The organism is Gramella sp. KN1008, assembly GCF_004332155.1.
Lineage (GTDB): Bacteria > Bacteroidota > Bacteroidia > Flavobacteriales > Flavobacteriaceae > Christiangramia.
The window spans coordinates 22,913-47,424 of record NZ_SJDV01000009.1 but is presented as its reverse complement, the minus strand read 5'-3'; the positions used below and the strand labels follow the sequence as shown (position 1 = coordinate 47,424).

General features: G+C 40.9%; 30 protein-coding genes. 21 read left to right on the top strand and 9 right to left on the bottom strand.

Annotated features, from left to right (window positions below; all coding sequences use genetic code 11):
• Positions 1–4: 4 nt before the first annotated feature.
• The 4 genes from EZJ28_RS14020 to EZJ28_RS14005 all read right to left on the bottom strand — a co-directional run bounded on the left by EZJ28_RS14020 (position 5) and on the right by EZJ28_RS14005 (position 2,192).
• Entirely contained in the window at positions 5–343 is a 339-nt protein-coding gene (locus tag EZJ28_RS14020; protein WP_131398969.1) for a P-II family nitrogen regulator, read from the bottom strand.
• A gap of 170 nt (positions 344–513) precedes the next feature.
• Entirely contained in the window at positions 514–885 is a 372-nt protein-coding gene (gene crcB / locus EZJ28_RS14015) for a fluoride efflux transporter CrcB (protein ID WP_165499088.1), read from the bottom strand.
• A gap of 7 nt (positions 886–892) precedes the next feature.
• Complete coding sequence (locus EZJ28_RS14010) at positions 893–1,933, bottom strand: GyrI-like domain-containing protein (RefSeq protein WP_131398967.1); 1,041 nt, start codon at positions 1,931–1,933, stop codon at positions 893–895.
• A gap of 70 nt (positions 1,934–2,003) precedes the next feature.
• Entirely contained in the window at positions 2,004–2,192 is a 189-nt protein-coding gene (locus EZJ28_RS14005) for a hypothetical protein (RefSeq protein ID WP_131398965.1), read from the bottom strand.
• Positions 2,193–2,238: 46 nt separating this feature from the next.
• Between EZJ28_RS14005 and EZJ28_RS14000 the strand changes: the two genes are divergently transcribed.
• Both EZJ28_RS14000 and EZJ28_RS16120 read left to right on the top strand, forming a co-directional pair.
• Positions 2,239–2,625: a nucleoside triphosphate pyrophosphohydrolase family protein gene (locus tag EZJ28_RS14000; RefSeq protein WP_131398963.1), complete on the top strand. Its 387-nt coding sequence runs from the start codon at positions 2,239–2,241 to the stop codon at positions 2,623–2,625.
• A gap of 64 nt (positions 2,626–2,689) precedes the next feature.
• Complete coding sequence (locus tag EZJ28_RS16120) at positions 2,690–2,905, top strand: hypothetical protein (RefSeq protein WP_131398961.1); 216 nt, start codon at positions 2,690–2,692, stop codon at positions 2,903–2,905.
• A 59-nt stretch (positions 2,906–2,964) separates the two neighbouring features.
• On the opposite strand, the gene EZJ28_RS13990 is transcribed toward EZJ28_RS16120, so the two are convergent.
• Positions 2,965–4,014: a branched-chain amino acid aminotransferase gene (locus EZJ28_RS13990; RefSeq protein WP_131398959.1), complete on the bottom strand. Its 1,050-nt coding sequence runs from the start codon at positions 4,012–4,014 to the stop codon at positions 2,965–2,967.
• Between the two features lie 117 nt (positions 4,015–4,131).
• Here EZJ28_RS13990 and EZJ28_RS13985 point away from each other — a divergent pair, with 117 nt between their 5' ends.
• From EZJ28_RS13985 to EZJ28_RS13975, 3 genes are all read left to right on the top strand, one after another.
• Positions 4,132–4,644, top strand: coding sequence for a DUF4920 domain-containing protein (locus tag EZJ28_RS13985; protein WP_131398957.1), 513 nt, complete (start codon positions 4,132–4,134; stop codon positions 4,642–4,644).
• A 1-nt stretch (position 4,645) separates the two neighbouring features.
• Positions 4,646–5,320 (top strand): tRNA (5-methylaminomethyl-2-thiouridine)(34)-methyltransferase MnmD, encoded by a 675-nt coding sequence (mnmD, locus tag EZJ28_RS13980; RefSeq protein ID WP_131398955.1) that lies wholly within the window; start codon positions 4,646–4,648, stop codon positions 5,318–5,320.
• 72 nt (positions 5,321–5,392) lie between these two features.
• Complete coding sequence (locus EZJ28_RS13975; RefSeq protein ID WP_131398953.1) at positions 5,393–6,295, top strand: TIGR01777 family oxidoreductase; 903 nt, start codon at positions 5,393–5,395, stop codon at positions 6,293–6,295.
• Between the two features lie 54 nt (positions 6,296–6,349).
• Here EZJ28_RS13975 and EZJ28_RS13970 read toward each other — a convergent pair whose 3' ends face one another.
• The gene (locus EZJ28_RS13970) at positions 6,350–7,018 is read right to left on the bottom strand and encodes a YceI family protein (RefSeq protein WP_131398951.1); all 669 of its coding nucleotides are present in this window, start codon (positions 7,016–7,018) and stop codon (positions 6,350–6,352) included.
• 150 nt (positions 7,019–7,168) lie between these two features.
• Here EZJ28_RS13970 and EZJ28_RS13965 point away from each other — a divergent pair, with 150 nt between their 5' ends.
• From EZJ28_RS13965 to EZJ28_RS13935, 7 genes are all read left to right on the top strand, one after another.
• Positions 7,169–7,762 carry a nucleotide exchange factor GrpE gene (locus tag EZJ28_RS13965; protein ID WP_131398949.1) on the top strand — a complete coding sequence of 198 codons (594 nt, stop codon included), beginning with the start codon at positions 7,169–7,171 and terminating at the stop codon, positions 7,760–7,762.
• 31 nt (positions 7,763–7,793) lie between these two features.
• Positions 7,794–8,906, top strand: coding sequence for a molecular chaperone DnaJ (gene dnaJ, locus EZJ28_RS13960; protein WP_131398947.1), 1,113 nt, complete (start codon positions 7,794–7,796; stop codon positions 8,904–8,906).
• Between the two features lie 209 nt (positions 8,907–9,115).
• Positions 9,116–10,045, top strand: a complete 930-nt coding sequence (locus EZJ28_RS13955) for an ABC transporter ATP-binding protein (protein ID WP_131398945.1) — start codon at positions 9,116–9,118, stop codon at positions 10,043–10,045.
• On the top strand, positions 10,038–11,330 hold the full coding sequence (locus EZJ28_RS13950) for an ABC transporter permease (protein ID WP_131398943.1): 1,293 nt from the start codon (positions 10,038–10,040) through the stop codon (positions 11,328–11,330). The genes EZJ28_RS13955 and EZJ28_RS13950 overlap by 8 nt, the downstream gene beginning before the upstream one ends.
• A 2-nt stretch (positions 11,331–11,332) precedes the next feature.
• Positions 11,333–12,268, top strand: coding sequence for a mechanosensitive ion channel family protein (locus EZJ28_RS13945; protein ID WP_131398941.1), 936 nt, complete (start codon positions 11,333–11,335; stop codon positions 12,266–12,268).
• Positions 12,258–13,157: a DUF6268 family outer membrane beta-barrel protein gene (locus tag EZJ28_RS13940; protein WP_347562604.1), complete on the top strand. Its 900-nt coding sequence runs from the start codon at positions 12,258–12,260 to the stop codon at positions 13,155–13,157. The genes EZJ28_RS13945 and EZJ28_RS13940 overlap by 11 nt, the downstream gene beginning before the upstream one ends.
• Complete coding sequence (locus EZJ28_RS13935) at positions 13,157–14,323, top strand: sigma-54 dependent transcriptional regulator (RefSeq protein WP_131398939.1); 1,167 nt, start codon at positions 13,157–13,159, stop codon at positions 14,321–14,323. The genes EZJ28_RS13940 and EZJ28_RS13935 overlap by 1 nt, the downstream gene beginning before the upstream one ends.
• Here EZJ28_RS13935 and EZJ28_RS13930 read toward each other — a convergent pair.
• A complete protein-coding gene (locus tag EZJ28_RS13930) occupies positions 14,320–14,925 on the bottom strand; it encodes a hypothetical protein (protein ID WP_131398937.1) in 606 nt (201 codons plus the stop codon). The two genes, EZJ28_RS13935 and EZJ28_RS13930, sit on opposite strands and share 4 nt — an antisense overlap.
• Positions 14,926–15,001: 76 nt before the next feature.
• Here EZJ28_RS13930 and EZJ28_RS13925 point away from each other — a divergent pair, with 76 nt between their 5' ends.
• The 5 genes from EZJ28_RS13925 (at position 15,002) to EZJ28_RS13905 (ending at position 19,637) form a co-directional block, all read left to right on the top strand.
• Positions 15,002–15,886 (top strand): PPK2 family polyphosphate kinase, encoded by an 885-nt coding sequence (locus EZJ28_RS13925; RefSeq protein ID WP_131398935.1) that lies wholly within the window; start codon positions 15,002–15,004, stop codon positions 15,884–15,886.
• Between the two features lie 60 nt (positions 15,887–15,946).
• A complete protein-coding gene (locus EZJ28_RS13920; protein WP_131398933.1) occupies positions 15,947–17,368 on the top strand; it encodes a M20/M25/M40 family metallo-hydrolase in 1,422 nt (473 codons plus the stop codon).
• A 78-nt stretch (positions 17,369–17,446) separates the two neighbouring features.
• On the top strand, positions 17,447–18,808 hold the full coding sequence (locus tag EZJ28_RS13915) for an MATE family efflux transporter (RefSeq protein ID WP_131398931.1): 1,362 nt from the start codon (positions 17,447–17,449) through the stop codon (positions 18,806–18,808).
• A gap of 17 nt (positions 18,809–18,825) precedes the next feature.
• Positions 18,826–19,056, top strand: coding sequence for a hypothetical protein (locus tag EZJ28_RS13910; protein ID WP_131398930.1), 231 nt, complete (start codon positions 18,826–18,828; stop codon positions 19,054–19,056).
• A complete protein-coding gene (locus tag EZJ28_RS13905) occupies positions 19,056–19,637 on the top strand; it encodes a phosphatase PAP2 family protein (protein WP_131398928.1) in 582 nt (193 codons plus the stop codon). The genes EZJ28_RS13910 and EZJ28_RS13905 overlap by 1 nt, the downstream gene beginning before the upstream one ends.
• Here the strand turns inward: EZJ28_RS13905 and meaB are convergent.
• Entirely contained in the window at positions 19,623–20,699 is a 1,077-nt protein-coding gene (gene meaB, locus EZJ28_RS13900) for a methylmalonyl Co-A mutase-associated GTPase MeaB (protein WP_131398926.1), read from the bottom strand. The two genes, EZJ28_RS13905 and meaB, sit on opposite strands and share 15 nt — an antisense overlap.
• Before the next feature lie 99 nt (positions 20,700–20,798).
• Between meaB and EZJ28_RS13895 the strand changes: the two genes are divergently transcribed.
• On the top strand, positions 20,799–21,227 hold the full coding sequence (locus EZJ28_RS13895) for an organic hydroperoxide resistance protein (protein ID WP_131398924.1): 429 nt from the start codon (positions 20,799–20,801) through the stop codon (positions 21,225–21,227).
• A gap of 8 nt (positions 21,228–21,235) precedes the next feature.
• On the opposite strand, the gene EZJ28_RS13890 is transcribed toward EZJ28_RS13895, so the two are convergent.
• A complete protein-coding gene (locus EZJ28_RS13890) occupies positions 21,236–21,826 on the bottom strand; it encodes a DUF2911 domain-containing protein (protein ID WP_131398922.1) in 591 nt (196 codons plus the stop codon).
• 164 nt (positions 21,827–21,990) lie between these two features.
• Here EZJ28_RS13890 and EZJ28_RS13885 point away from each other — a divergent pair, with 164 nt between their 5' ends.
• Genes EZJ28_RS13885 through EZJ28_RS13875 form a run of 3 tightly spaced genes read left to right on the top strand, consistent with a single transcriptional unit; the run spans position 21,991 to position 24,497 of the window.
• Positions 21,991–22,536 carry an RNA polymerase sigma factor gene (locus EZJ28_RS13885; protein ID WP_131398920.1) on the top strand — a complete coding sequence of 182 codons (546 nt, stop codon included), beginning with the start codon at positions 21,991–21,993 and terminating at the stop codon, positions 22,534–22,536.
• Positions 22,520–23,131 (top strand): hypothetical protein, encoded by a 612-nt coding sequence (locus EZJ28_RS13880; protein ID WP_131398918.1) that lies wholly within the window; start codon positions 22,520–22,522, stop codon positions 23,129–23,131. The genes EZJ28_RS13885 and EZJ28_RS13880 overlap by 17 nt, the downstream gene beginning before the upstream one ends.
• A complete protein-coding gene (locus tag EZJ28_RS13875; protein ID WP_131398916.1) occupies positions 23,112–24,497 on the top strand; it encodes a hypothetical protein in 1,386 nt (461 codons plus the stop codon). The genes EZJ28_RS13880 and EZJ28_RS13875 overlap by 20 nt, the downstream gene beginning before the upstream one ends.
• The last annotated feature ends 15 nt before the right edge of the window (positions 24,498–24,512 follow it).

Here is a 24,512-nt window from a genome sequence, read left to right as displayed (position 1 = left end):
ATGATTATTTGAGTGATTCTGTGCCAGTTTCCCTGGTTCGTATTCGATAGGCTTCTTCAATAGTAGAAACAAAGATCTTCCCGTCACCTACCTTGCCGGTATATGCAGTTTTAAGGATGACCTCCACTGTTTTTTCTACAAAAGGATCGGTTACCACAATAGACAGGTATCTCCTTTGGATATCGGAGGTGCTATAGCTTACACCCCGGTATACATGCCCCACTTTTTCGTTACCCACTCCGGTAACGTCCCAATAACTGAAAAAGGTTACTCCAATCTCGTGGAGTGCTTCCTTGGTTTCATCGAACTCTGATTTTCGAATGATCGCTTCTATTTTTTTCATGATTATTTATTAAGAATTGGTTAAATGTATGAAAATGAAGTTAACTACCCCTTAAAAAATAGGGGTGTTGGATTATTTTTATTAAATAAAAAATAAATACCCCTAAAAAATTAGGGGTATTTATTTAAAAAAGTATTTATTGAAGATTTGATACCCCTTTTTTAACAGGGTTATATCAATTTTGAGATAAGAATGCCAATGAGAACCGCAAGAACCCCTAAAACTAAACTGCCAAAGAAGTACACAGAGAAACTAAGGTAATCACCGGTTTTAATAAGGGAATAATTTTCAAAACTAAATGTAGAAAAGGTGGTAAAACCTCCGCAAAAGCCTACTCCCAGAAGCATATTTGTCGAGTTATTAAGGGCATTGGATCTTATTGCCCATCCCAGGATTATTCCCAGAATAAGGCTTCCGATAATATTTACCAGGAAGGTGCCATAAGGGAGAAGACTGGATGCATTCAAATATTTACTAATAACATATCTAAGACTGCTTCCCAAACCTCCTCCGATAAAAACAAGTATCAGATTTTTAAACATGATATCTTTATTTTTCCTCCATAATAGGAATGTAGAGCTGCGTGATCCATTCTGCAGGATTTGCGGTATCATCAGGACCTTTCAGGTATACCTCAAAGGCTTCAGAATTCGCATCAGCTTTAAGGCTGTTCTTTTGAAGGTATGCATAAGAAGCATCCCAGGCTTCCTTGAGGTTCTTGTAATCACCTTTTAAAGTGGTCTTCAAAGTTCTTTGTTTGGGCATATAGCCGTTCAGGACACTACTTTCTGCGGGAGTGACAACCTCACTGGGTGTGAACCATGCGGCAGAGTAAATAGCAGTTCCCTGGTCTTCGTTCCATTGATTATAGAGTATAAAAGGATTGCCTGCTTTTTCAATATTATTGTTCTCCATATAACTGCCAACCTCTTCTATCATGGCATCCATTCTTTCCGAGACCTGGCTTATTTTACTTGCAGTGGTCATATACATGTAATATCCCCCTCCATGCTGGGTGATACCATCTATGTTTACTGAATAGGCTTCCATTTCTTCGGTGATCTTTGCCTGCAGATTGTCCAGACCCTTCTTAAACATTGGCAGCATCATTTCGCTGAGACTTTGATCCTGAAAGGTGAAAGCCGCTTTTTCCATAAAGCTTTGTTCGCCATTCATACCCCAGGTGACCAAGGTGCTGTCACCCTGTTTTTCGAATTCCCAGTATACATCACTACTAGAATCACCAAAAGGAGTGGCGAAGCTTATCTTTTGGTCGATGCTGGTATAAGGATTGGCCTTGAGGGTTGTAATTTCGCCTTCTCCCATTTTTTCGCTTTTCCATGAGTAGGAAGCGCCTTCTCCTTTGGTCTTATCACCATATTTAATAATCATATCATCGGTTTCCCGGGACCAGGGTTCCCAGGAGTTCCAGGTGGTAAAATCATTTACCTCGTTGAAAACTACTTCCTGAGGCGCGGCAAGCATTTGTTGCTGTTCTATCTGAAATTTGCCGTCTTTAGTGGCAATATAGATCGAAGCGCCGATTATAAAAATTAGTAATAAGAAGAATAGGTATTTTAGGATCTTCATTGCTGGTCGTGATTAGTTTAGGCTAATATAATTAATTTAACAGACCAATTGTAGGTCAATTCCCATGAAACTAGTGATTAAGCTGGGTTTTGATGAAAAACAGAAGGAGTATAAAAACGATGAAACCTATTAATACATAGATACTTCCTTTATAGTATTTTTTATGAAGACGGGTGTCTTTCCTATAGCTAAAGATCATAACTATAATAAAAGCGATCACGAAAAGCCCGGCAAAGATGAGTTGTCCTGTAGAAAACATTTTGGTTATTTTTATGCAAAGTTAACTTTTTAAAGCTTGATATAATATGAAGAAAAGAATTGCTGCTGTAAAGGAATTCCATTCCGCGTTTGGTCTTGGGATTAAGGAAGAACCGGTAGCCGATCTTGGAAAGGAGAAGAATCTGCTGCGTTTTAACCTGATGAAAGAGGAAAACGAAGAGTACCTTGAAGCCGCTAATAATAATGATCTGACGGAAGTTGCCGATGCCCTGGGTGATATGTTATACATTCTCTGCGGAACCATTATCGAACATGGGATGCAACATAAGATAGAGGAGGTTTTCGATGCGATTCAGTCCAGTAATATGAGCAAGCTGGGAGAAGATGGAAAACCTATTTATCGGGAAGATGGCAAGGTGCTTAAGGGACCCAATTATTTCAAGCCTGATATTTCGCGGATTCTTGAAGAATAGTGACTCATTTTTTAGATTTTTTAAAATAATCTGCCAGGCTGTTTTTTAACTTGAAAAATAAAAAATGAGACCGGCTATCATTCTACTGATATTATTTTCAATAATGTCCTGTAAAAATGATCAGAAGGATACTAATAAGCAATCTGTATTAGATGATACTATAAAGAACAAAGAAGAACTTAAAGTACATCGTAATAAAAACTGGAGCTTTTCTTTTCAATTTTCAGATGACCTGCCCATTATAAAAAATCCCGGTCATACCGGGATTTTCGTCATATAAGAACTTTAATTTTCATCAGGCTGATCTTTTTTCAGCTTTTGGAATTCACAATGATTCAATTATTTCACTTCGTATCTCCACCCGAATTTATCTTCGGCTTCATTATACTGGATCTTCATTAACTTATCTTTAAAGAAGGTCGCGTATGAATCTTCCAGCTTCGGCAGATCGAACTTCTTATCCTTATGTCCAAAACCGACTATAGGATTAACCACCGTCGCGGTTCCCGAACCGAACATTTCTTTCAATTCACCTTTTTCAGCTGCTTCAACTATCTCCTGCACGCTCACCCTTCTTACTTCCACATCAATATTGTACTCCTCTGCCAGAGTGAGAATGCTTTTACGGGTCACCCCGTCCAGGATCCTGTCGTTTGTTGGAGCCGTGATAAGTGTATCACCTACTCTGAAAAAGATATTCATGGTTCCGGCTTCTTCCAGGTATTCGTGAGAATTGGCATCTGTCCAGATTATTTGCTGAAAACCTTCTTCCTTGGCCAGATTGGTAGGGTAGAATTGCGCGCCGTAATTTCCCGCTGCTTTGGCGTATCCAACTCCTCCATCGGCAGCCCGACTGAATTTTTCTGAGAATTTAACTCTTACTTCACCGCTATAATATGCCTGGGCAGGAGAGCAGATGATCATGAACTTATATTCACTGGCGGCAGAAGCCGATACTCCAGCCTCGGTAGCAATAACGAAAGGCCTTATATAAAGGCTGTTTCCAAATCCTTTCTTTATCCAGTTTCGGTCCAGTTTCAATAGCTCTTCAAGTCCCTCAAAGAAATATTCTTTAGGGAATTCAGGTATTGCAAGTCGTTTGCCCGACCTGTTGATACGTTTAAAATTTTCATCCGGTCTAAAAAGCCAGATCCTGTCATCCTTATCCTTATAGGCTTTCATTCCTTCAAAGACCGCCTGTCCGTAATGGAAAACCCTTGCAGAAGGGTCTAAAGTAAGGGGACCGTAAGGTTTTATAACCGGTTTTTTCCATTCTCCATCCACATAATCGCACTCCATCATATGATCTGTGAAAACCTTCCCGAAGACAAGATTGTCAAAATTGGTGTTTTCTATTTTAGAACTTGGAGATTTCTGTATATCTATCATTGGAGAGGGATTTTTTGATTGTGTTTAAATAGGTGAACAAATTTACCTAATAAAAAGAATATTCAAAATCTAAAGTTTTGGTAAATTTGAGATCTTCAACTACTTATTATTGATGGCATGAGAATATCTTTTTTCCTAATAATTCTCCTCCTGGGATTTACTTCCTGTAAGCAGAATAAATCAGAGAATAATGCTGATCTGGCGAAGCTTGAAAACATTCAGGATGAGTATGAAAGTTTTGGTGAAAGGATATCTGCCAGCAATAGTCTTTCAGCTCGCGAAATGCAACAGAAATACCAGTCCCTCAAGCCTGGAGATACTATTCAGGCAAAATTTAATACCAGGGTTAATGCTGTATGTAAAATGAAGGGTTGCTGGATGGAGCTGGACTTGCCTGAAACCGAAGAAGACCCTATGATAAAATTTAAGGATTACGGTTTCTTTGTGCCAAAGGATATTGAAGGCAGGGAGGTGATCGTGGAAGGCCTGGCTTTTATTGAAGAGATTTCTGTTGAAGACCGAAGGCATTTTGCCCAAGATGCGGGAAAAAATGCTGAAGAAATCGAAGCTATTAATGAACCAGAGAAATCCTTCGGTTTTCTGGCTCACGGAGTTTTACTGAAAAAATAGTTTGGAAAGAAAGATCATAAAGACCGCTGATGGTTCTGTAACCATTCATCTTCCTGAATGGAATGAACAATATCATTCCAAACACGGGGCGGTGCAGGAGGCGAGGCATGTTTTTCTTAAAATGGGTTTATTTCGCATTATCGAAAAAAAGAAGTTTTCTGAACTTTCTATTCTGGAAATAGGTTTTGGTACCGGCCTTAATGCTTTTCTCACTTACCTGGAAGCCGAGAGATTAAATCTAAATATCAATTATACCGGAGTAGAAGCCTATCCCGTTGCCCTGGAAGAAGTGAAACTGCTTAACTATCCCGAGGCTGCTCAAGTGGAACATAGGGCTTCATTCTTCCAAAAAATGCATGAGGCACCCTGGGAAAAACCGGCGGAAATATCACCTTATTTCAGGCTTAACAAGCAGCAGAAAAAGTTCAGTGAAATAAGGGATGATGAATTATATGATCTAATCTATTTTGACGCTTTTGGTGCCCGGGTGCAGCCAGAATTGTGGACGCGTGAGATATTTGATCTCATGTTTAAAGCCCTTAGGTCTGGTGGCGTACTGGTTACCTATGCTGCCAAGGGAAGTGTAAGAAGGGCAATGCTGGCTTCAGGTTTTCAGGTGGAAAAGCTACCAGGCCCTCCTGGGAAACGGGAAATGTTAAGGGCTGTTAAATTATAAGCTTATTCTCGTTAAACCTCTTTTAAAATCGGGCGGGAGCGTATAGTCTTATGTATCTTAACAGGAAAAAATATGCGTGTATTAATTACCGGGGCAACTGGATTGGTTGGGTCCAGGCTTAGCAGTTTATGCAGAGAGCGAGGTATCCAGGTCAATTATCTTACCACATCCAAAGCCAAGATTAAGAAAGAGAAAGATTATCAGGGATTTTACTGGGATCCGGGTAAAGATCAGATAGAGGAGGGCTGCATTGAAGGTGTAAAATGTATTGTCCATCTTGCCGGGGCCAGTATTGCGGAGCCCTGGACCAATTCCTATAAGAAAAAGATCATTAAAAGCCGTACAGAAACAGCAGACCTGCTGTACAATACCCTCAAGGAAAACTCTCATAACGTGGAAAATTTCGTTTCTGCAAGCGGGATCAATATTTATCCCAGCTCGCTGGAAAAGTTATATTTTGAAGACGATCCTGCGGTCGCAGATGATTTCCTGGGAAAGGTGGTTCAGAAATGGGAAGCTGCAGCCGATCAATTTGAAGAATTGGGAGTGGATGTAGCTAAGATAAGAACAGGACCCGTTCTGGCGGAAGACGGCGGAATGCTGGAAAAGATAAAAAAGCCAATTTCCCTTAATATGGGAGCTGCGCTGGGAAGTGGTAGGCAGTGGCAGTCGTGGATACATATTGAAGATGTGGCCGGGATCTTCCTTTTTGCGATAGAGAATGAACTTACTGGCGTATATAATGCAGTGGCTCCTAATCCCGTTACCAATAAAGAACTTACTCATGAACTTGCTAAGGAGATGGGGAAGTCTGTATGGTTGCCTAATGTTCCAAAAATTGCTTTAAAAGCTCTTTTAGGCGAAATGTCGCAAATCGTTTTATCCAGTCAGTTAGTTAGCTGTAAAAAGATAGAAGAGCAGGGCTTTAGCTTTAAATACACCAATTTGGCTCGGGCACTGGGAGATCTTATATAATAAAAAAAGCCCCATGACGCATCAGGGGGCTTTATATTCAATTCAGATTATGAACTAAGCTTTAGTGGCTTTTAGATTTATCTTTAGCTCCACATCATCATAAATAAAATTATCTCCTAGACCTTCAAAAACTGATTTTGAACCGTAGTTTACATTCCATTTGGTACGGTCTATAGTAAACTCATCACTGGTGATAACAATGTTGTCACCTTCTTTTGAAACATTTACCGGAAAGGCAATGTTCTTGGTCTCCTCCATTATGGTAAGGTTACCCTCTAACATTTTCTGTCCTTCCTCTTCTGTAATACCTGTAACTTCAAAGGTCGCTTCAGGATATTTCGGTACATTGAAGAAATCACCTTCTTTGCCCTCAACAGTACCTTTAAGATGTGCTTCAAGGTCTGCTTTGTCCTCTCCTTCAAGATCGGTCACTTCTAAAGAGTTCATATCAATCACAAAAGTGCCGCTTTCAATAATGCTGTCATTAGCCTTGAAAGTACCCTTGGTTACCTTAATGGTTCCTGTATGTGTTCCTGTTGGCTTTTCACCCTGCCATTCGATCACAGAAGCAGTGGTATCTACTTTATATTCGTCTGCTTCGGCCTGAGCAGTAGCGGCATCTTTAGCCTCTGTCATTTCAGCTTCATTATTATTGTTCTTACATGAAGTAAAAGCAAGTCCAAGACCAGCAATAACCAATGTATTAAGAAAAATTCTTTTCATTTGAATACGTTTTTTAAGTTCGGCGCAAAAGTAAAGGGAAATTCACACCTTGCTTCATAAATTTTTACTAAAAATTCTTGTGACATTTTGACATTTCAGCAGGATTGGCAATGATTTTGACCAGAAGAGGCTGAAAGAAAATTTAAAGAAATGAGCAAGAAAAAGGATAAAGCCAAACAACATAAGGAAAATTTAAAAGATCAGGTTGAGGAAGTTCTTGATGATGCCATTGAAGAAGTAGATAAAGACGGCGAAAATAGCGACTCACAGGCAGATAAGAAGGAGAACGGCCTTAGCGAGGAAGAAAGGTTAAAACAGGATCTCGAAAAGGAAAAGGATAAGTTTTTACGCCTTTTTGCTGAATTCGAAAACTATAAACGTCGTACTTCAAAAGAAAGACTGGAGTTGTTCAAGACTGCCAATCAGGAATTAATGACAGCCATGCTGCCTATACTGGACGATTTTGACAGGGCGATCAATGAACTTAAGAAATCCGGAGATGAGAACCTTTTGAAAGGGGTTGAACTTATCCATAATAAACTGAGGGAAACCCTTAGAAGCAAAGGTTTGGAAAGAATGAAGGTAGAACAGGGAGAGGATTTTGATTCTGAGATTCACGAAGCCATCACACAAGTGCCTGCACCGTCTGATGATCTTAAAGGCAAGATTGTTGATGTAGTAGAGCCTGGCTACAGGCTGGGAGAAAGGATCATCAGATTCCCTAAGGTAGTAACCGGCCAGTAAACCGCTTTTGCAAAATTTGTAAAAACCCGACATGAAAGAAGATTATTACGAAATATTAGGCGTAAGTAAAGACGCTTCAGCCGCAGAGATCAAGAAAGCATATCGTAAGATGGCTTTAAAGTATCACCCTGATAAGAATCCCGGGGATACCAAAGCCGAAGAAATGTTTAAGAAATCTGCTGAAGCATATGAGGTATTAGGAAATCAGGATAAGAGAGCCAAATATGATCGTTTTGGTCACCAGGCCTTTGAAGGTGGCGGATTCGGTGGAGGTGGAATGAACATGGATGACATCTTCAGCCAGTTCGGTGACATCTTCGGCGGTGGTTTTGGTGGCGGATTCTCCGGTTTTGGAGGATTCGGTGGTGGCCAGCGTCGCACCAAAGGAAGTAATCTGCGTATCAGAGTAAGTCTTAACCTTGAAGATATAGCTAACGGCTGCGAGAAGAAAATCAAGGTAAAACGTAAAGTTCAGGCGCCCGGTACCACTTATAAAACCTGTTCTACCTGTAATGGAACAGGTCAGGTGACCAGGGTTACCAACACCATTCTGGGAAGAATGCAAACGGCTTCTCCATGTGGCACATGTAGCGGAACGGGGCAGATCCTGGATCATAAACCGGCAGGAGCCGATGCTCAGGGGCTTACCATGAAAGAAGAGACCGTATCCATCAAGATTCCTGCAGGGGTTGAAGATGGTATGCAGCTAAAAGTGGCAGGAAAAGGTAACGAAGCGCCGGGGAATGGAATACCGGGAGATCTTTTGGTAGCTATTGAAGAAAAGGAACATCCAACTCTTCAAAGAGAAGGCGATAACCTTCATTACGATCTATACATTAGTTTTTCTGAAGCAGCTTTGGGAACTTCCAAGGAGATAGATACAGTAACCGGAAAGGTTCGTATAAAGATCGAAGAGGGTGTACAATCTGGTAAGATTTTACGATTAAGAGGTAAAGGTATTTCCAGTATCAATGGATATGGCAAAGGAGATCTGTTGGTTCACGTGAACGTTTGGACCCCGAAAACCCTTTCCAGAGAACAAAAGGAATTTTTTGAAAGGATGGCCGATGATGAGAACTTCAGGCCAAACCCCGAAAAGAGCGATAAATCCTTCTTTGAAAAAGTTAAAGATATGTTTTCTTAAAAACCCGGTTTTAAGAAAAAATTTATATATTTGAGTATCACTAAGTCTTTTAGTGATAATTTTTCTTTTTCATAGCAATTTTTTTCCCATCCTTAATCCTTTTAAGGGTGGGTTTTGTTTTTAGGAGGTTTCCGGAAATTATAAATTCTTCTTAATCGATATCCTCACTCTACCGATTTCTATATCTTTAACTTTCCTATAAAAACTATATGGAAAATCTTTTGGTTGCGGAAAATATCTATAAGCGATTTGGAAAATTCACCGCACTAAATAATGTTTCAATAAATATTCCGCGGGAAAGTATTTTCGGGCTTTTAGGGCCAAACGGAGCAGGAAAAACCACACTTCTCAGAATAATCAATCAGATTACCATGCCCGATGAGGGTAAGGTCTACTTTGACGGTAAGCCCCTGCGTCCCGATGATGTGGTTCATATAGGATATCTACCCGAAGAGCGGGGACTTTATAAGTCTATGAAAGTGGGAGAGCAGGCTCTGTACCTTGCCCGGTTAAAGGGTCTAAGCAAACATGACGCAAAGGAAAGGCTTAAATACTGGTTTAAAAGACTTGAAATAGAAGGCTGGTGGGACAAGAAGATCCAGGAACTGTCCAAAGGGATGGCCCAAAAGGTACAATTTGTCATTACTGTCTTACACCGCCCTAAACTGCTCATTTTTGATGAGCCGTTTAGCGGATTTGATCCTGTAAATGCCAATCTCATAAAAGATGAAATACTTAAGCTGAAAGAAGAAGGGGCAACCATTCTTTTTTCCACCCACCGGATGGAAAGTGTGGAGGAACTCTGCGATTATATAGCCCTTATTCATAAATCGAATAAATTACTGGATGGGCGTGTTTCTGACATTAAAAAAGAATATAAGTCCAATACTTTTGAGGTAGGACTGGATGCGGTAGATGAAGCTACCCTGAGGCAGGAATTGGAGGAAAGGTTTCAGATTGGTCCTGCGAGATTTAAAAGTATACAGGATGATCTTAAATTAACCATTAAACTCAAAGCTGATGAATCTCCTAATGACCTGATACGGTTTCTGCTCACCCGTGCAAGGATCAACCATTTTGTTGAGGTGATCCCTTCGGTAAACGATATCTTTATTAAAACGGTAACTCAAAATGCGTAATCTGAGGCTTATCATAAACAGGGAATATCTGGCGAGGGTTAGGAACAGGACCTTTATCGTAATGACATTTCTGAGCCCCCTTATATTTGTGGGGATGATCCTGCTTATAGCATATTTGAGCATGCTTAATAGCACCGAGCAGAAGATCATAGGTATTCATGATGAAAGTGGAATGTTCGCGGCTGAGTTCAAGGATGCAGAGCAGGTACAGTACCTGGATTACTCGGATAAGTCTTTGGAGGTTGCCAGGAAGGAAGTGCTCGATAATGAATATTTCGGACTCATACATATTGCCAATGTAGCCCCGGGTGAAAAGGCTCGAATCCAATTCTTTGGGAAGGATGCTCCCGGTTTTGGAACAATTGAAAATATTGAAAAAACCATTTCGGATAAACTTACCAGGGAGCAGCTTATCTCCAAAGGTATTGACATGTCAGAGATCGATAAAGCAAGGGCTGAGGTAAGCGTTGATATCCAGAATTTTGCCGGCGAACGAAGTTCCAAAATGTCAAATTATATTAAAATGTTCTTTGGAGGCGCCGCGGGTTATCTGTTAATGATGTTCATCATTATTTACGGGAACATGGTAATGCGCAGTGTGATCGAAGAAAAGACCAATCGCATCATCGAGATCATCGTATCTTCAGTAAGACCTTTTGAATTGTTACTGGGGAAGGTGCTGGGTACTTCACTTGCCGGGATCACTCAGTTTAGTGTCTGGGTAATTTTAGGAACGGTACTGCTTTTCAGTATTTCGTCTTTTCTGGGTATAGATCCGCTGGCCGCTCAAATGCCCGCTTCCACGATGGTGAATGAGGTTGCAAAACCCGAAATAAATCAACTGGTGATAGATATTCTTAATTTACCATATGCAAGCCTGCTTGGTTTCTTTGTGATATATTTCATCGGCGGCTATTTTCTGTATAGTGCGATCTATGCAGCTATAGGTGCAGCGGTAGATAGTGAGACCGATACCCAGCAGTTCATGTTTCCTATTATACTTCCTCTAATTCTCGGGATCTATGTGGGCTTCTTTTCGGTAGTGGAGAATCCTCACGGGACGGTTTCCACAATATTTTCCCTTGTTCCGTTAACGTCTCCCATTGTGATGTTAATGCGGATTCCCTTTGGGGTGCCATGGTGGGAAATCGTAACTTCCATTTTATTGCTGATTGTAACTAACTTTGGAGTGCTATGGCTTTCAGCAAAGATATATCGGGTGGGGATACTTATGTATGGTAAGAAACCCACTTATAAAGAACTGTATAAATGGCTTAAATATTAGATATGCAGGACGATCAATCAACGAAAGAAAAAGTTACAGAGGTAATTGAGCAGGATATCTGGGGTCTTATTAAGGAGATCTGGAATGCCGGTTTTAGTTACTCTATAGGTGGAGAAGATATTGAAATTACTGTAGGATTAGTTGTTTTAATCATTCTTGCCTTTTTGGTAACCAGCGTTGTTCTAAGGATTGTAAGGTCTTTTATCACTTCAAAACTGATGGAAGAAGACAAAATGAAGTTCATTAGTGTCTTCAAATTCATTAAGTATTTTGTGTATGTGGTAGTGATTCTTATCACCTTAAGTTCTACCGGAGTTGATGTCACTATACTTTTAACCGCTTCAGCAGCTTTATTTGTTGGTCTGGGGCTTGCGTTACAGGAACTCTTTCAGGACGTTATTGGCGGAATTTTTATTATTCTGGATAAATCTCTTTTAGTTGGAGATGTTATCGAAATGGAAGGCAGGGTTGCCAGAGTTTTTGAGATAAAGCTTAGAACCACTCGCGCTCTTACAAGGGATGATAAGGTAATGATCATTCCCAACCATAAATTTATAAGCGATACGGTTTATAATTATACTCAAAATCATAAAACCACAAGGGAAGTCGTTAGAGTTGGTGTGGCATACGGAAGCGATGTAGAAAAAGTAAAGGAAGTCTTGCTTGAATGCGCAAAGGAACAGAAAGGTATACTGAAAAAGCCGGAGCCCTTCGTATTATTTGAAGATTTTGGCGATTCTGCATTACTCTTCGGGTTGCATTTCTATGTTTCAGACAGTTTTGTTGATCCTAAAGTGAAAAGCGAGTTGAGGTTCAAAATCAACAACATGTTTAGATTGAACAATATCACTATACCGTTCCCTCAAAGGGATGTACATATGTTCTACCCTAAGAATAATGATGATGCCTCCGGCTTAACAGATACTGATGATGCATAAGTTAATAGTCCCAATTCTGGTCTTTTTCATAACTTGCTGTGGGTTTGCACAGAATACAGACCTTGCCAGGATAGAATACACTTATTTTCCTCAGAAAAATTCTGATAATTCTTTCCGAAGATTTAGAAGCTCGGTAGCATTCCCCATACGAGTGGGGAATGAAGGTACATATCTGGTTCCGGGGCTGGAATACAGGAATGTACATTTTGTATATGATGATCCTGAAGATTTTAATACTGATTTACTAGACAGGTTTCAGTCCTTCACCGCAACGCTTGGTTATACTTTCAAGATAGATGAGGATTGGCGTTTTGGGGCCCAGGGAGGGCTTAAAATTGCCTCTAATTTCTCAAGGAATGAAATATTGAACGATGATCTTATTTATACAGGCTCCTTATTCTTCGTGAAAATAAGAGAAGATGAAAATTACGAGGATAACTGGCGGCTGATTCTCGGATTACACTATTCAACCACTACCGGATTCCCATTCCCTCTGCCCATACTAAATTATCATAAACGATGGGATGAAAACTGGTCTTACATGGTTGGTACCCCAAAATCCAATATAAAGTATTATTTTAACGATAAACATAGCCTGGAAGCATTTGCGACCCTGGATGGATTTTTTGCTAATATTCAGAAAAATTTTGATGCAACCCCTTCAGGCTCTGTTGCCGATGAACTGGCGGAAAGTATTTCGATGACCGTATTACTAAGCGGACTGGAATACCAGTATAAGATTACTGAACATCTCAGGTTCTATGTTTATGCGGGACACACAATCCTAAATGATATAAGGCTGAGAGATGCCGATAAAAACGATGTATATACCATAAACGAGATTAATACCTTTTATGCTCGTAGCGGACTAAAATTTTCAATATTCTAATGGCACGAATTTTATTAATAGAAGACGAAGCGTCTATTCGAAGGGTACTTAACAAGATCCTTACCGAAGAAAGTAAGGACTATGAGGTGGTGGAAGCCGCAGATGGCCTTGAAGGAATGGAATTGGTTAAGAACGAGGATTTCGATCTGATTTTATGCGATATAAAAATGCCTAAAATGGACGGAGTAGAGGTTCTGGAAGCTGTGAAGAAGATAAAACCAGAGATCCCGGTTGTGATGATCTCAGGGCATGGCGATCTGGACACTGCCGTTAATACCATGAAAATAGGAGCTTTTGACTATATTTCTAAACCGCCAGATCTTAACAGGCTTCTCAATACAGTGCGCAATGCTCTGGACCGCAAGGAACTGGTGGTGGAAAACACACGGCTCAAGAAGAAAGTTAGCAAAAACTACCAGATGATCGGGGAGTCTGATGCCATTAAACGCATCAAGGACATGATAGAAAAAGTTGCTCATACAGATGCGCGAGTCTTGATTACCGGACCAAATGGTACTGGGAAGGAACTTGTCGCTCACTGGCTTCACCAGAAGAGCGATCGTTCCAAAGGTCCTATGGTAGAGGTGAACTGTGCCGCGATACCTTCAGAACTTATCGAAAGTGAATTGTTCGGGCATGTAAAGGGCGCTTTTACTTCAGCCAATAAGGACAGGGCCGGGAAATTTGAGGCAGCTAATAAAGGAACAATCTTTCTGGACGAGATAGGCGATATGAGCCTTTCAGCCCAGGCTAAAGTTTTACGCGCTCTGCAGGAGAACAGGATCTCAAGGGTAGGAAGCGATAAGGACATAAAAATAGATGTACGAGTGATTGCTGCCACGAACAAGGACCTGAAAAAGGAGATTGAGGATAACAATTTTAGAGAAGATCTCTATCACCGCCTTGCGGTTATACTTATAGAAGTACCTGCTTTAAAGGACCGAAAAGAGGATATTCCGTTGCTGGTAGATTATTTCAGCGAAAAGATAGCACAGGAACAGGGAACCAATAAGAAGGAATTTACCCCTGAAGCTATAAATGTTCTTAAAGACAATGAGTGGAGAGGAAACGTGAGAGAATTAAGAAATGTAGTTGAACGTCTTATAATCCTGGGCGGTAAACAGATTACCGATGAAGATGTGAAACTCTTTGGAAGCAGATTCTAAGGTCTTTTGTTTCGGGGATTCTTAGGATCGTATTTCAGAAAGTACATCTTATCTCCACTGGGATGATCCCATTCATGAAAAAGAGTAAAACCAACCCGTTGGTAAACGATAGCGTTCGTTCTTCCGCGGGTTTCTGCATATAGTTCCAGTCCTGTATCATGGGCGATCCTGAAGAATTCGTCTTTCATTTCCTTTCCAACCTGGGTCTCTGCACCACGGGATTCCTTTAGAATTCCCCAAAACCAGCAGTAAAGGTATTCCCCTTCCTGGGGACGCTGATCCTTGATGTATTTTTGAGTTTTCAGGATGTTCATGGCATTCTTCACCCCGGTAACATTTACCACAAGTTTTAGCTGAGCCCAAAGATCCTTCCAGATATTATCATCCTTTTTGCTTGTTTTAAAAAGGATAGCGATTCCCTGGCCATTTTCAGAAACGATTAGCGCGTCTTTCTCAATCGCTTTTTCCACCATATGGGTAGCGAGATATTTAAACCTTTCGTCACGATTTCTCCCTTCTCTCACAACTTCCAGAGAAGACGGGATCTCCTTTAACAAGGTAGCTACCTTATCTATAATATCTTGTTTTTCCAGTTTGTCCAAGGTGATAATATTTGCTGCGAAGATAAAAAAATTAAATCTCTTAAAGGTCGTATATTTAGGGGCAAAGCCTAAAGCTATGCAGTATAAAGACCTTCAGGATTTTAAAATCAATTCTCAAATATCACTCTCCAGTCGGCAAACTTCCCTTGACCTGGGAATGACTAAAGATGATCTTAAGAACGAACTTCGGGAAACAAGAGAAAAGCTAGGGGAGTGGCAGGATACTTTATATGCTCATGCTAGGTATTCCGTGCTTATTTGTTTACAGGGTATGGATACGGCCGGTAAGGATAGCCTTATAAGGGAAGTTTTCAGGGATTTCAACAGCCGGGGAGTGGTGGTACATAGTTTTAAGGTGCCATCGCAAAAGGAATTAAAACATGATTTTCTCTGGAGGCATTATATCGCCCTGCCGGAACGGGGTAAGTTTGGGGTTTTTAACCGCACTCATTATGAAAATGTACTGGTCACAAGGGTTCATCCCGAATATATTCTGAATGAAAATCTACCGAATATAAAGGAGGTGGAGGATATTGATGAAAAGTTCTGGGACCAGCGCTTTGAACAGATCAGGAATTTCGAAGAGCATCTTGTTCAGAACGGTACGATTATCTTTAAGTTCTTTCTGCATATATCCAAGGAGGAACAAAGAGCAAGATTGTTAAGAAGACTGGACAAACCTAACAAGAACTGGAAGTTTTCCCCAGGCGATCTAAAGGAGCGTACACTCTGGGGAGAATATCGGAAATGTTACGAAGATGCGATAAACAGGACTTCTACCGGTAATGCTCCTTGGTATGTTATCCCTTCAGACGAAAAGTCTGTGGCGCGGTATTTGGTTGCAAGAATACTCTATGAAGAACTAACCCGTTATAAAGAGGTGAAAGAACCAAGTCTGGCACCCGAAATTCTGAAAAACCTTGATGAATACAGGGAGCAGCTAAGACACGAAAAGAATTGAAATTGGTTAGTTCGCAAAAGTGAAAATTTTAATGTTAATTAGCAGCCTAAAATCTGTAAGATGAAACCATTCTACCTGGCATTTGTTATGCTTTTTTCGGGGATTTCGGTCTCCGCCCAAAACCAATATATAGAGGATTCCCTTAATATTAGAAAGATCTATGACATGTCTCTTCTTAATGGGAAGAGTTATGAATGGCTGGATCATTTATCCAATGAAATTGGTGGAAGGTTGTCTGGTTCTTATAATGCCCAGCAGGCTGTGGAGTATACGAAAGCTGAACTGGAAGAGCTTGGACTGGATAAGGTGTGGCTTCAACCAGTAATGGTTCCTAAATGGACAAGAGGAGAAAGAGAATTTGCTTATGTGCAAACTGGTCCGGGATCGTCGAGAAATGTTAATATTACAGCCCTGGGCGGCTCGGTTGCGACTCCTACCGGCGGGACTAAAGCCGAGGTTATCGAGGTTCAGGGGCTGGAGCAACTGGCCGAATACGGAAGGGAAAATATTGAAGGAAAGATCGTTTTCTTTAACCGTCCCATGCGTGCCGATCTTATTCATACTTTTGAAGCCTATGGAGGCTGTGTGGATCAGCGTTATTCAGGTGCGAAGGAAGCTGCAAAATATGGTGCGGTTGGTGTAATCGTTAGGTCCATGAATCTAAGGCTGGACGATTATCCGCATACTGGTTCCATGAGCTATGGAGATACGCCGGTAGACAAACGGATTCCCGCAGCAGCTATTTCTACCAACGATGCCGAATATTTAAGTAGTATCCTGAAGCTTCAGAAAGACCTTCAGTTCTATTTTAAACTTAATTGTGAGCAGCACGAGGATGTGGAGTCCTATAACGTCATTGGCGAAATTACCGGTACTGACTATCCAGATGAGATTATGGTGGTTGGCGGCCATCTGGATTCCTGGGATCTCGGGGATGGAGCTCATGATGATGGTGCCGGTGTGGTGCAGTCTATGGAAGTGCTTCGTTTATTTAAGGAAACCGGATATAAACCAAAACGAACGGTAAGAGTTGTTCTCTTTATGAACGAAGAAAACGGACTCCGTGGTGGTAATAAATATGCCGAGGTTGCCAGGGCTCAAAATGAAGAGCATGTTTTTGCACTGGAGAGTGACGCCGGAGGATTTACACCCAGAGGATTCAGTATTACAGCAAATGACACCCAGTTCAATAAGATCCTTTCCTGGAAAAGATTATTCAAACCTTACCTTATCCATTATTTCGAGCAGGGTGGAAGTGGAGCAGATATAGGACCTCTAAAAGATGGTAATATCGTTCTTGCCGGTTTAAGACCCGATTCGCAGCGGTATTTTGATTATCACCACGCCGCTAGTGATACCTTTGATAAAGTTAATAAAAGAGAACTGGAACTGGGAGCGGCAACCATGGCCTCTTTAATGTATCTGGTAGACAAGTACGGGCTGGATAATATAAGTAATGAGACTGCTGAAATGCCCGATTAAAACCAGTGAAAGAATTTCAGTCTATATCCCTTTAAAAGACAACTAAAGCGGCTACCTTTGCAAACCTAAAATTTAGATTTGCAGCTTTCAGCCTATACAAAAGAGTTCAGAAGAAACCTGAATATAGCCTATCCTGTGATGCTTGGCCAACTCGGCCATGTGATGGTAGGGCTGGTTGATAATCTGATGATAGGGAGATTAGGGGCCGCCCCACTGGCGGCAGTTTCCCTAGGCAACGCGCTGGTGTTTATCGCCATGTCCTTAGGAATAGGTTTTTCCTTTGCCATCACTCCGCTAATAGCTGAGGCCGATGGTGCTGAAGATCTGGAAAGTGGAAGAAGCTTTTTTCACCACGGACTCATTCTTAGCACATTGAATGGTCTTTTCCTTTTTCTTATCCTTCTTATCGCCAAACCCGCTCTTTATTACCTGGATCAACCTCCTGAAGTGGTAGAGCTGGCGATTCCCTATCTTAATATTGTGGCATTTTCAATGCTCCCGCTGATGGCTTTCCAGGCCTTCAAGCAGTTCGCAGATGGGCTTTCACAAACCCGTTATGCCATGTACGCCACACTACTGGCGAATGTAGTGAATGTGGTATTCAATTATTTATTGATCTACGGAATATGGATCTTCCCGAGACTAGAACTGGAAGGAGCAGCGATTGGTACTCTTATTTCAAGATTTTTCATGCTCTGGTTCGTCTGGGAAATATTGAGAAGGAAATCCAAATTCGTAGAATATTTCAAATGGTCAAAAAAGGAAATGCTGAAGTGGGACATTTTCAAACGTCTATTAGCCCTTGGATTTCCAACCGCCTTACAAATGTTCTTTGAGGTGGCTATTTTTACCGCTACGGTCTTTCTGGCAGGAAACCTTGGTACCAATCCGCAGGCGGCAAACCAGATCGCGCTTAATCTTTCTTCAATGACTTTTATGATCGCGGTAGGACTCGGGGTAACGGCAACGATTAGAGTTGGTAATCAGGTTGGCTTAAAAGCATACAGGGAATTGAGGCGGATCAGCTTTTCCATCTTTTTACTTGTTTTCTGTATAATGGGCATTTTTGCCATTCTTTTCATATTGCTTAATGATATCCTGCCCGGCTTTTATATAGATAATTTAGAGGTGGTAACTCTTGCTGCACAGTTGCTTATCGTAGCTGCGGTTTTTCAGCTAAGTGACGGGATGCAGGTGGTGATCCTTGGAGCCTTAAGAGGGCTGCAGGACGTAAAATTACCCACGCTCATCTGTTTTATCGCTTACTGGGTAATAGGTTTTCCCGTAAGTTATTATTTTGGTCAGGAAGAAAGAATGGGTAGTATGGGAATCTGGCTGGGACTACTGGCAGGCTTGACATCCTCGGCATTATTGTTATATTTCAGATTTAATTACTTAAGCAAAAAGCTTATTCTTACAAAAGAGATTATAAAAGTTTAAAACTAGATACTAGATATATGGAACTTCCAAGATTTATACTGGGTGATAATACCGATTTTCCCGACTCCATTTTTGTGATACATACCGAATATCCACGTTTCATTATCGATCTTACGAATGATGAGGTAGAGTGGCTGGAGGATTTTGATAAGGAAGATGAAAAAGAACTCAGCAGTGAGGCTGAGGGTCTTATCACTCAGGCGAATGAGTTCTACGATCGTGAAGTTTCCCGATACGAAGAAGATTAATGGAGAAGCTGGCCCAATTAGATAAAGAGCTTTTTCTTTTTCTGAACAACCTGGGTTCAGAGGAATGGGACTGGCTATGGATAGCAATCAGTGATAAATGGATGGCAATTCCGTTATATGCAGTATTGCTATATCTTATATTTCGAAATTTCGGCTGGAAGCCAACCTTGATCACAATGGTGGTAGTGGCTTTGCTCATTACTGCTACAGACCAGTTGGCAAATCTTTTTAAACATGGTTTTGAAAGACCCAGGCCTTGCCGGCAGGAAGGGGTCATGGAGTATGCCCGGTTCGTTGCCGTAAGATGCGGCCGTTTTGGATATTTCTCTGCGCATGCTGCTAATTCAATGGGAGTGGCGGTTTTTCTAAGCCTTCTTTTCCGGAAGGTATACCCTAAACTCTTTATCTTCCTGTTGTTCTGGGCCGCAGTGGTTTCATATAGCCGCATATACCTTGGAGTGCATTATCCGGGAGATATCATTACAGGAATGGCAATAGGCGGTTTATTTGGTTTCGGGTTTTACAGGCTGAGACAATTCCTCGTAGCAAAAATCTTAAAGGAAAATTCAGCCAAGGCTTAATAGGTATTTGGCGGCCGCAAAGGCGGTGGTCTTGTTATCTTCTATAAGCTGTAATTGTTCCTTCAAGGCGACTTTTATTTTTGGCTTATCATAAAATCTGCTTTTCAGGTAATCATTAATGGTTTGGAAAAGCCAGAACTTATTTTGTTCCTGTCTGTTATGTTGAAAATATCCATTCTTTTGCACTTTCTCCCTGAATTCTGAAATCATCTTCCAGATATCTGAAACGCCTTCGTTATAAAGAGCACTACACAATTTCACCTCTGGTTTCCATGCACTTTCCTTTGGAGGATATAGCTGAAGGGCCCTGTTAAATTCAAGTTTAGCCTCTCTGGCCGGTTTCTGATTATCACCATCGGCCTTATTGATCACTATGGCGTCTGCCATCTCTACGATCCCTCTTTTGATTCCCTGCAATTCGTCACCTGCCCCAGCCAGTTTAAGTAACAGAAAGAAATCGGTCATGCTGTGAACAGTAGTTTCACTCTGGCCTACTCCAACTGTTTCTATAAGGATCACATCAAAACCCGCAGCTTCACAAAGAATGATGCTTTCTCTGGTCTTTCTTGCAACTCCACCTAAAGAATCCCCACTGGGAGATGGTCTTATAAAGGCATTTTTTTCCTTTACAAGGTTCTCCATTCTGGTCTTATCTCCCAGAATACTGCCGTGCGAGACCGAACTGCTGGGATCCACTGCAAGAACTGCCACTTTTTTACCCTGTTTGATCAAGTGTGAACCGAAACTTTCAATAAAAGTGCTTTTTCCCACTCCTGGAACACCGGTAATTCCTATTCGTATGGATTTGTGAGCATGAGGCAAGGCTCCTTCTATAAGATATTCGGCTTGCTTCTGATGAGTTTTCTGATTGCTTTCAATAAGCGTAATGCCTCTTCCTAAAGCAGTTTTATTTCCGTTCAGCAAATCCTGTAAAAGATCTTTTTCAGAAAATTTATTCTTTCTAAAATTCCTTATCCGGCTGGCAGATTCAGGATTTACGCTTTTGGAGGAAGGTTTACTCTCAGACTCGCTTAAAGCCGATTTTCTATTTTCGTTATTCAAAATTCAGGGGAATGTTTAGACAAATTTATGAATTCAGTTTCAGGCTGTTTTTAAATGTGTATATTGAGTTCAACTAAATTACTTAAATTATTTCACGCAATGAAAAACCTGTATAAAACAACCGTTACCACTCAGGGTGGAAGAGATGGCCGTACGAGCAGCGAGGATGGAATTCTGGATATTAAGCAAACCGTTCCCAAAAGTATGGGCGGTGAAGGTGGAAAATTCACCAACCCAGAACAGCTTTTCGGAGCTGCCTACTCTGCCTGCTTTGGAGCTGCGCTGGAAGCCGTGGCAAAGGATTATAATGCCAACCTCGGCGAATATAGTGTTACCGCCACGGTGAAATTAGGAAAAACCGAAGAAGGCGATCTGCAGCTTTCGGTGATTCTTGACTCTTATATTCCGGGAGTGGATACAGAAATGGGAGAAACCCTGGTTAATGAAGCTCATGAAGTATGTCCGTATTCCAGGGCTACAAGGGATAATATAGATGTCACTCTTAATTTATTACTGGAAGAAGACTAAAAAAACGATTAAAGATTATTTGAAGAGGAGCCTGAAGGTTCCTCTTCAATTTTTATAGGCACGCTTACCCGCGTTTCGTCCCACGCCAGCACCATATTCACAAATTCTCCCGATTCTTCAAAGGAGATAGTAAATTGCTCCAGCTTTGTTGGTAAATCCTCTACAGGCCTTTCGAGCACAAGCGCGTCAAATTTGGAATTTCGATAAACCTTTTCATCCAGATTGATCCCCCACGGATACATTTTATCATTAAATATAACTTTCCAGCTGTTCTCCATTGGGATGGTCCATAGAGTATATTTCCCGGCTTTCAAAAGACTTCCGTCAACAAGTATATCCTTATTTGTTTCAAAGGTAGTTGCTTCATTGGCCCCGGTTCTCCATACCTTACCATAAGGCACCAGTTCTCCAAAGATCTTTCTTTCCTTTTTGTAGGGACGGTTATAAAAGACCTCGAGTTTTAAGTCATCTTTCTGGTAGATAACAGTATCTTCAGGACTATGGGCTTTTGTGGTATACCTTAATATAAGAACCAGTAAAATTCCCAAGATCAGAATTGTACCTCCTATCTTTAAGCCAGTTTTTAAACTTTCATTCATCGTATTCTATTAAGAAGATATTTCAAAAATTTGTCCGTAACTGTTCTTTGCCTATCCTAAAAATAGGAATATTAAGGGAATTTGAATTTTTTTTCGGAATTTTTGCAACGCGAGTGTTTTTGTCTCGTCATTAAAGTGAACTAACCCATCAAAAACCGATTAAATTGATACAGCATAAGCTAATAGAAGCTTGCAAACAGAACAGCCGGAGGGCCCAGCTCAAGCTGTACAACAAATATTGCGACGGGATGTATTACGTGGCATTGAGGTTTATGAAAGATACGATGGAAGCCGAGGATGCAATGCAGGAAGCTTTTATAAAAGCCTTTACCAAGATACATCAGTTTAACGGAGAGGTAACCTTCGGGGCCTGGTTAAAAAGGATCGTCATCAATAAATGTTTGGATAAGCTAAAAGCAAAAAAACTTGAACTGGTAGCTATGAACGAGCAGGTTCTTGGCACCGTGGAAGAAGAGGAAAACTGGCAGGTTGAAGATGGAATAGGTGTGGAAGAGGTGAAAAGGGAAATTGAAAATTTACCTGAAAAATATAAGTATCCCCTGATGTTATACCTAATAGAGGGATATGATCATGAGGAGATCAGTGAGATCCTCGGGATCACCCAGGTGGCTTCCAGGACACTAGTACACAGAGGAAAGAAAAAATTACAGGACGAACTAAAAACTATGAGCAATGGGACAGGATATTAGAGAAATGTTCCGCAACCAGGAACATTCAGGAAAAGAAAGACTTGAAAAAGGGCATCAAAGACGATTTGAGGCCAGGCTGGAGAAAGCACTTCCGGTTCAGGAGAAGAAAACCAGCTATTATCAGATCCTTCAAATAGCAGCCATCTTTGTAGTGGCCCTTGGAGTGGGAGCCTTCTTCTACTTCAATGATAACGGTGCACCTGTGGAAGAGAATACCCAGATCGTTGAGACTCCTGTTACTGAAGAGACTTCCGAAGAAAACGAAACAACAGAGTACAGGTTGAGTGACGTTTCTCCGCAATTTAAAAAGATAGAAGACTATTATATGGCAAGTATTAATATTCAGCTTGCCAACCTGGATATGACCCCAGAGAACAAAGAACTTATAGATGCATTTATGAATAAACTGGAAACCCTGGATGAAGAGTATGTAGCGCTTAACGCTGAAATCCAGGAAACCGGTCTCAATGAAGAAACAGTTGAAGCTATGATCGCGAACTTACAGCTAAGACTGGATCTTCTTAAAAGATTAAAAAACAAATTGAACGAAATTAAACAATCAAAAGACAACAGATATGAGAACTATCAGGCTTAAATATATGATGCTGGTCCTGCTATTCATCACGGCAGGAAGTTTTGCCCAGACCAAAAAGCTGAGCAAGAATTATAAGACACCGGCAGATGTGAACGTAGAAATCGATTCCCGTCATACCAATATCATCATAGAGAACTGGGATAAGAATGAGGTGGAGATCGAAGCTTACCTGGAAGGAGATACAGGTAACAAGGAGGAAACTCAGAAACTTCTGGAAGCATGGCAACTTTCGACTGCGTCTTCACAGGGAACAGTAAAAATCAAATCGGGAGGCGGTATGAACATGAACGTTGATATAGACATGGCACGTTTGGAAGGATCCCTTTCCGAGCTACCAGAAATGTTAGGACCGTTAATGGAAAACCTCGCCCCGATGTTATCCAGTATAGCAGCGAATCCACTACCGCCAGAATTTACCGATAATATGAGGGATATGAAATTTGATTATGAAGCTTATAAAAAGGACGGCGATAAATATTTAGAGAAGTGGGAAGCCAATTTTGAGAAGAAGTTCGGAAAGGACTTTGAGGTCAAAATGGAAAAATGGGCTAAGGAAATGGAAAAGAACTCTGAAAAGTTCGAGAAGGAATACGAGGCCAAAATGGAAGTATGGGCCAAAAACTTCGAAAAGGATATGGAAGCCTGGGGTGAAGAATTCGGAAAGAAAATGGAAGCCTGGGGTGAGGAATTTGGAAAGCAGTTTGAGGCCAGTATGGAGAATGGAAATAGTAAGGTTTTCATATTTGAAGATGGAAAATCCTCCAACTCTAAAAAAACTATCAAACTTAAAGTTCCCAGGGATGCTAAACTTCACCTGAACGTGCGTCACGGAGAACTTAAACTGGGAAGTACCATTAAAAATCTGAAGGCCGATCTGTCTCACAGTCGGCTTTCAGCTAACCGTCTCATGGGAAAGAATACCAATGTGAAGGTAGCTTATTCACCTGTAAAGATCGCCTACTGGGATTACGGAATCCTTTCAACCGATTTCGTCCAGAATTGTAGTATAGAAAAGGCCGTGAGTATAAAACTGAATTCAAATTCCAGCGACATCAGGATCAAAGAACTTCAAAAAACCGGGGTGCTTAGCGGCTCTTTTGGTAAGCTTGATATAGACAATCTTGGAGCTGGTTTTGAAACTCTTAATATTACTCTGGAGAATAGTGATCTTGAACTGAATGTTCCTGAAACTGCTTTTAATTTCACCTTCAACGGTATGCAGAGCTCTATCAAATACCCTGATAATATGAAGCTGAAATCAACAAAGTCGTATGATAATGAGATCCTGAACGGATATAACAAATCAAGGGACGGTAATGGTAGTATCTCTATCAAAGCAAATTTCAGCGATGTATTGATAAATTAAATCCTAGGGATTACA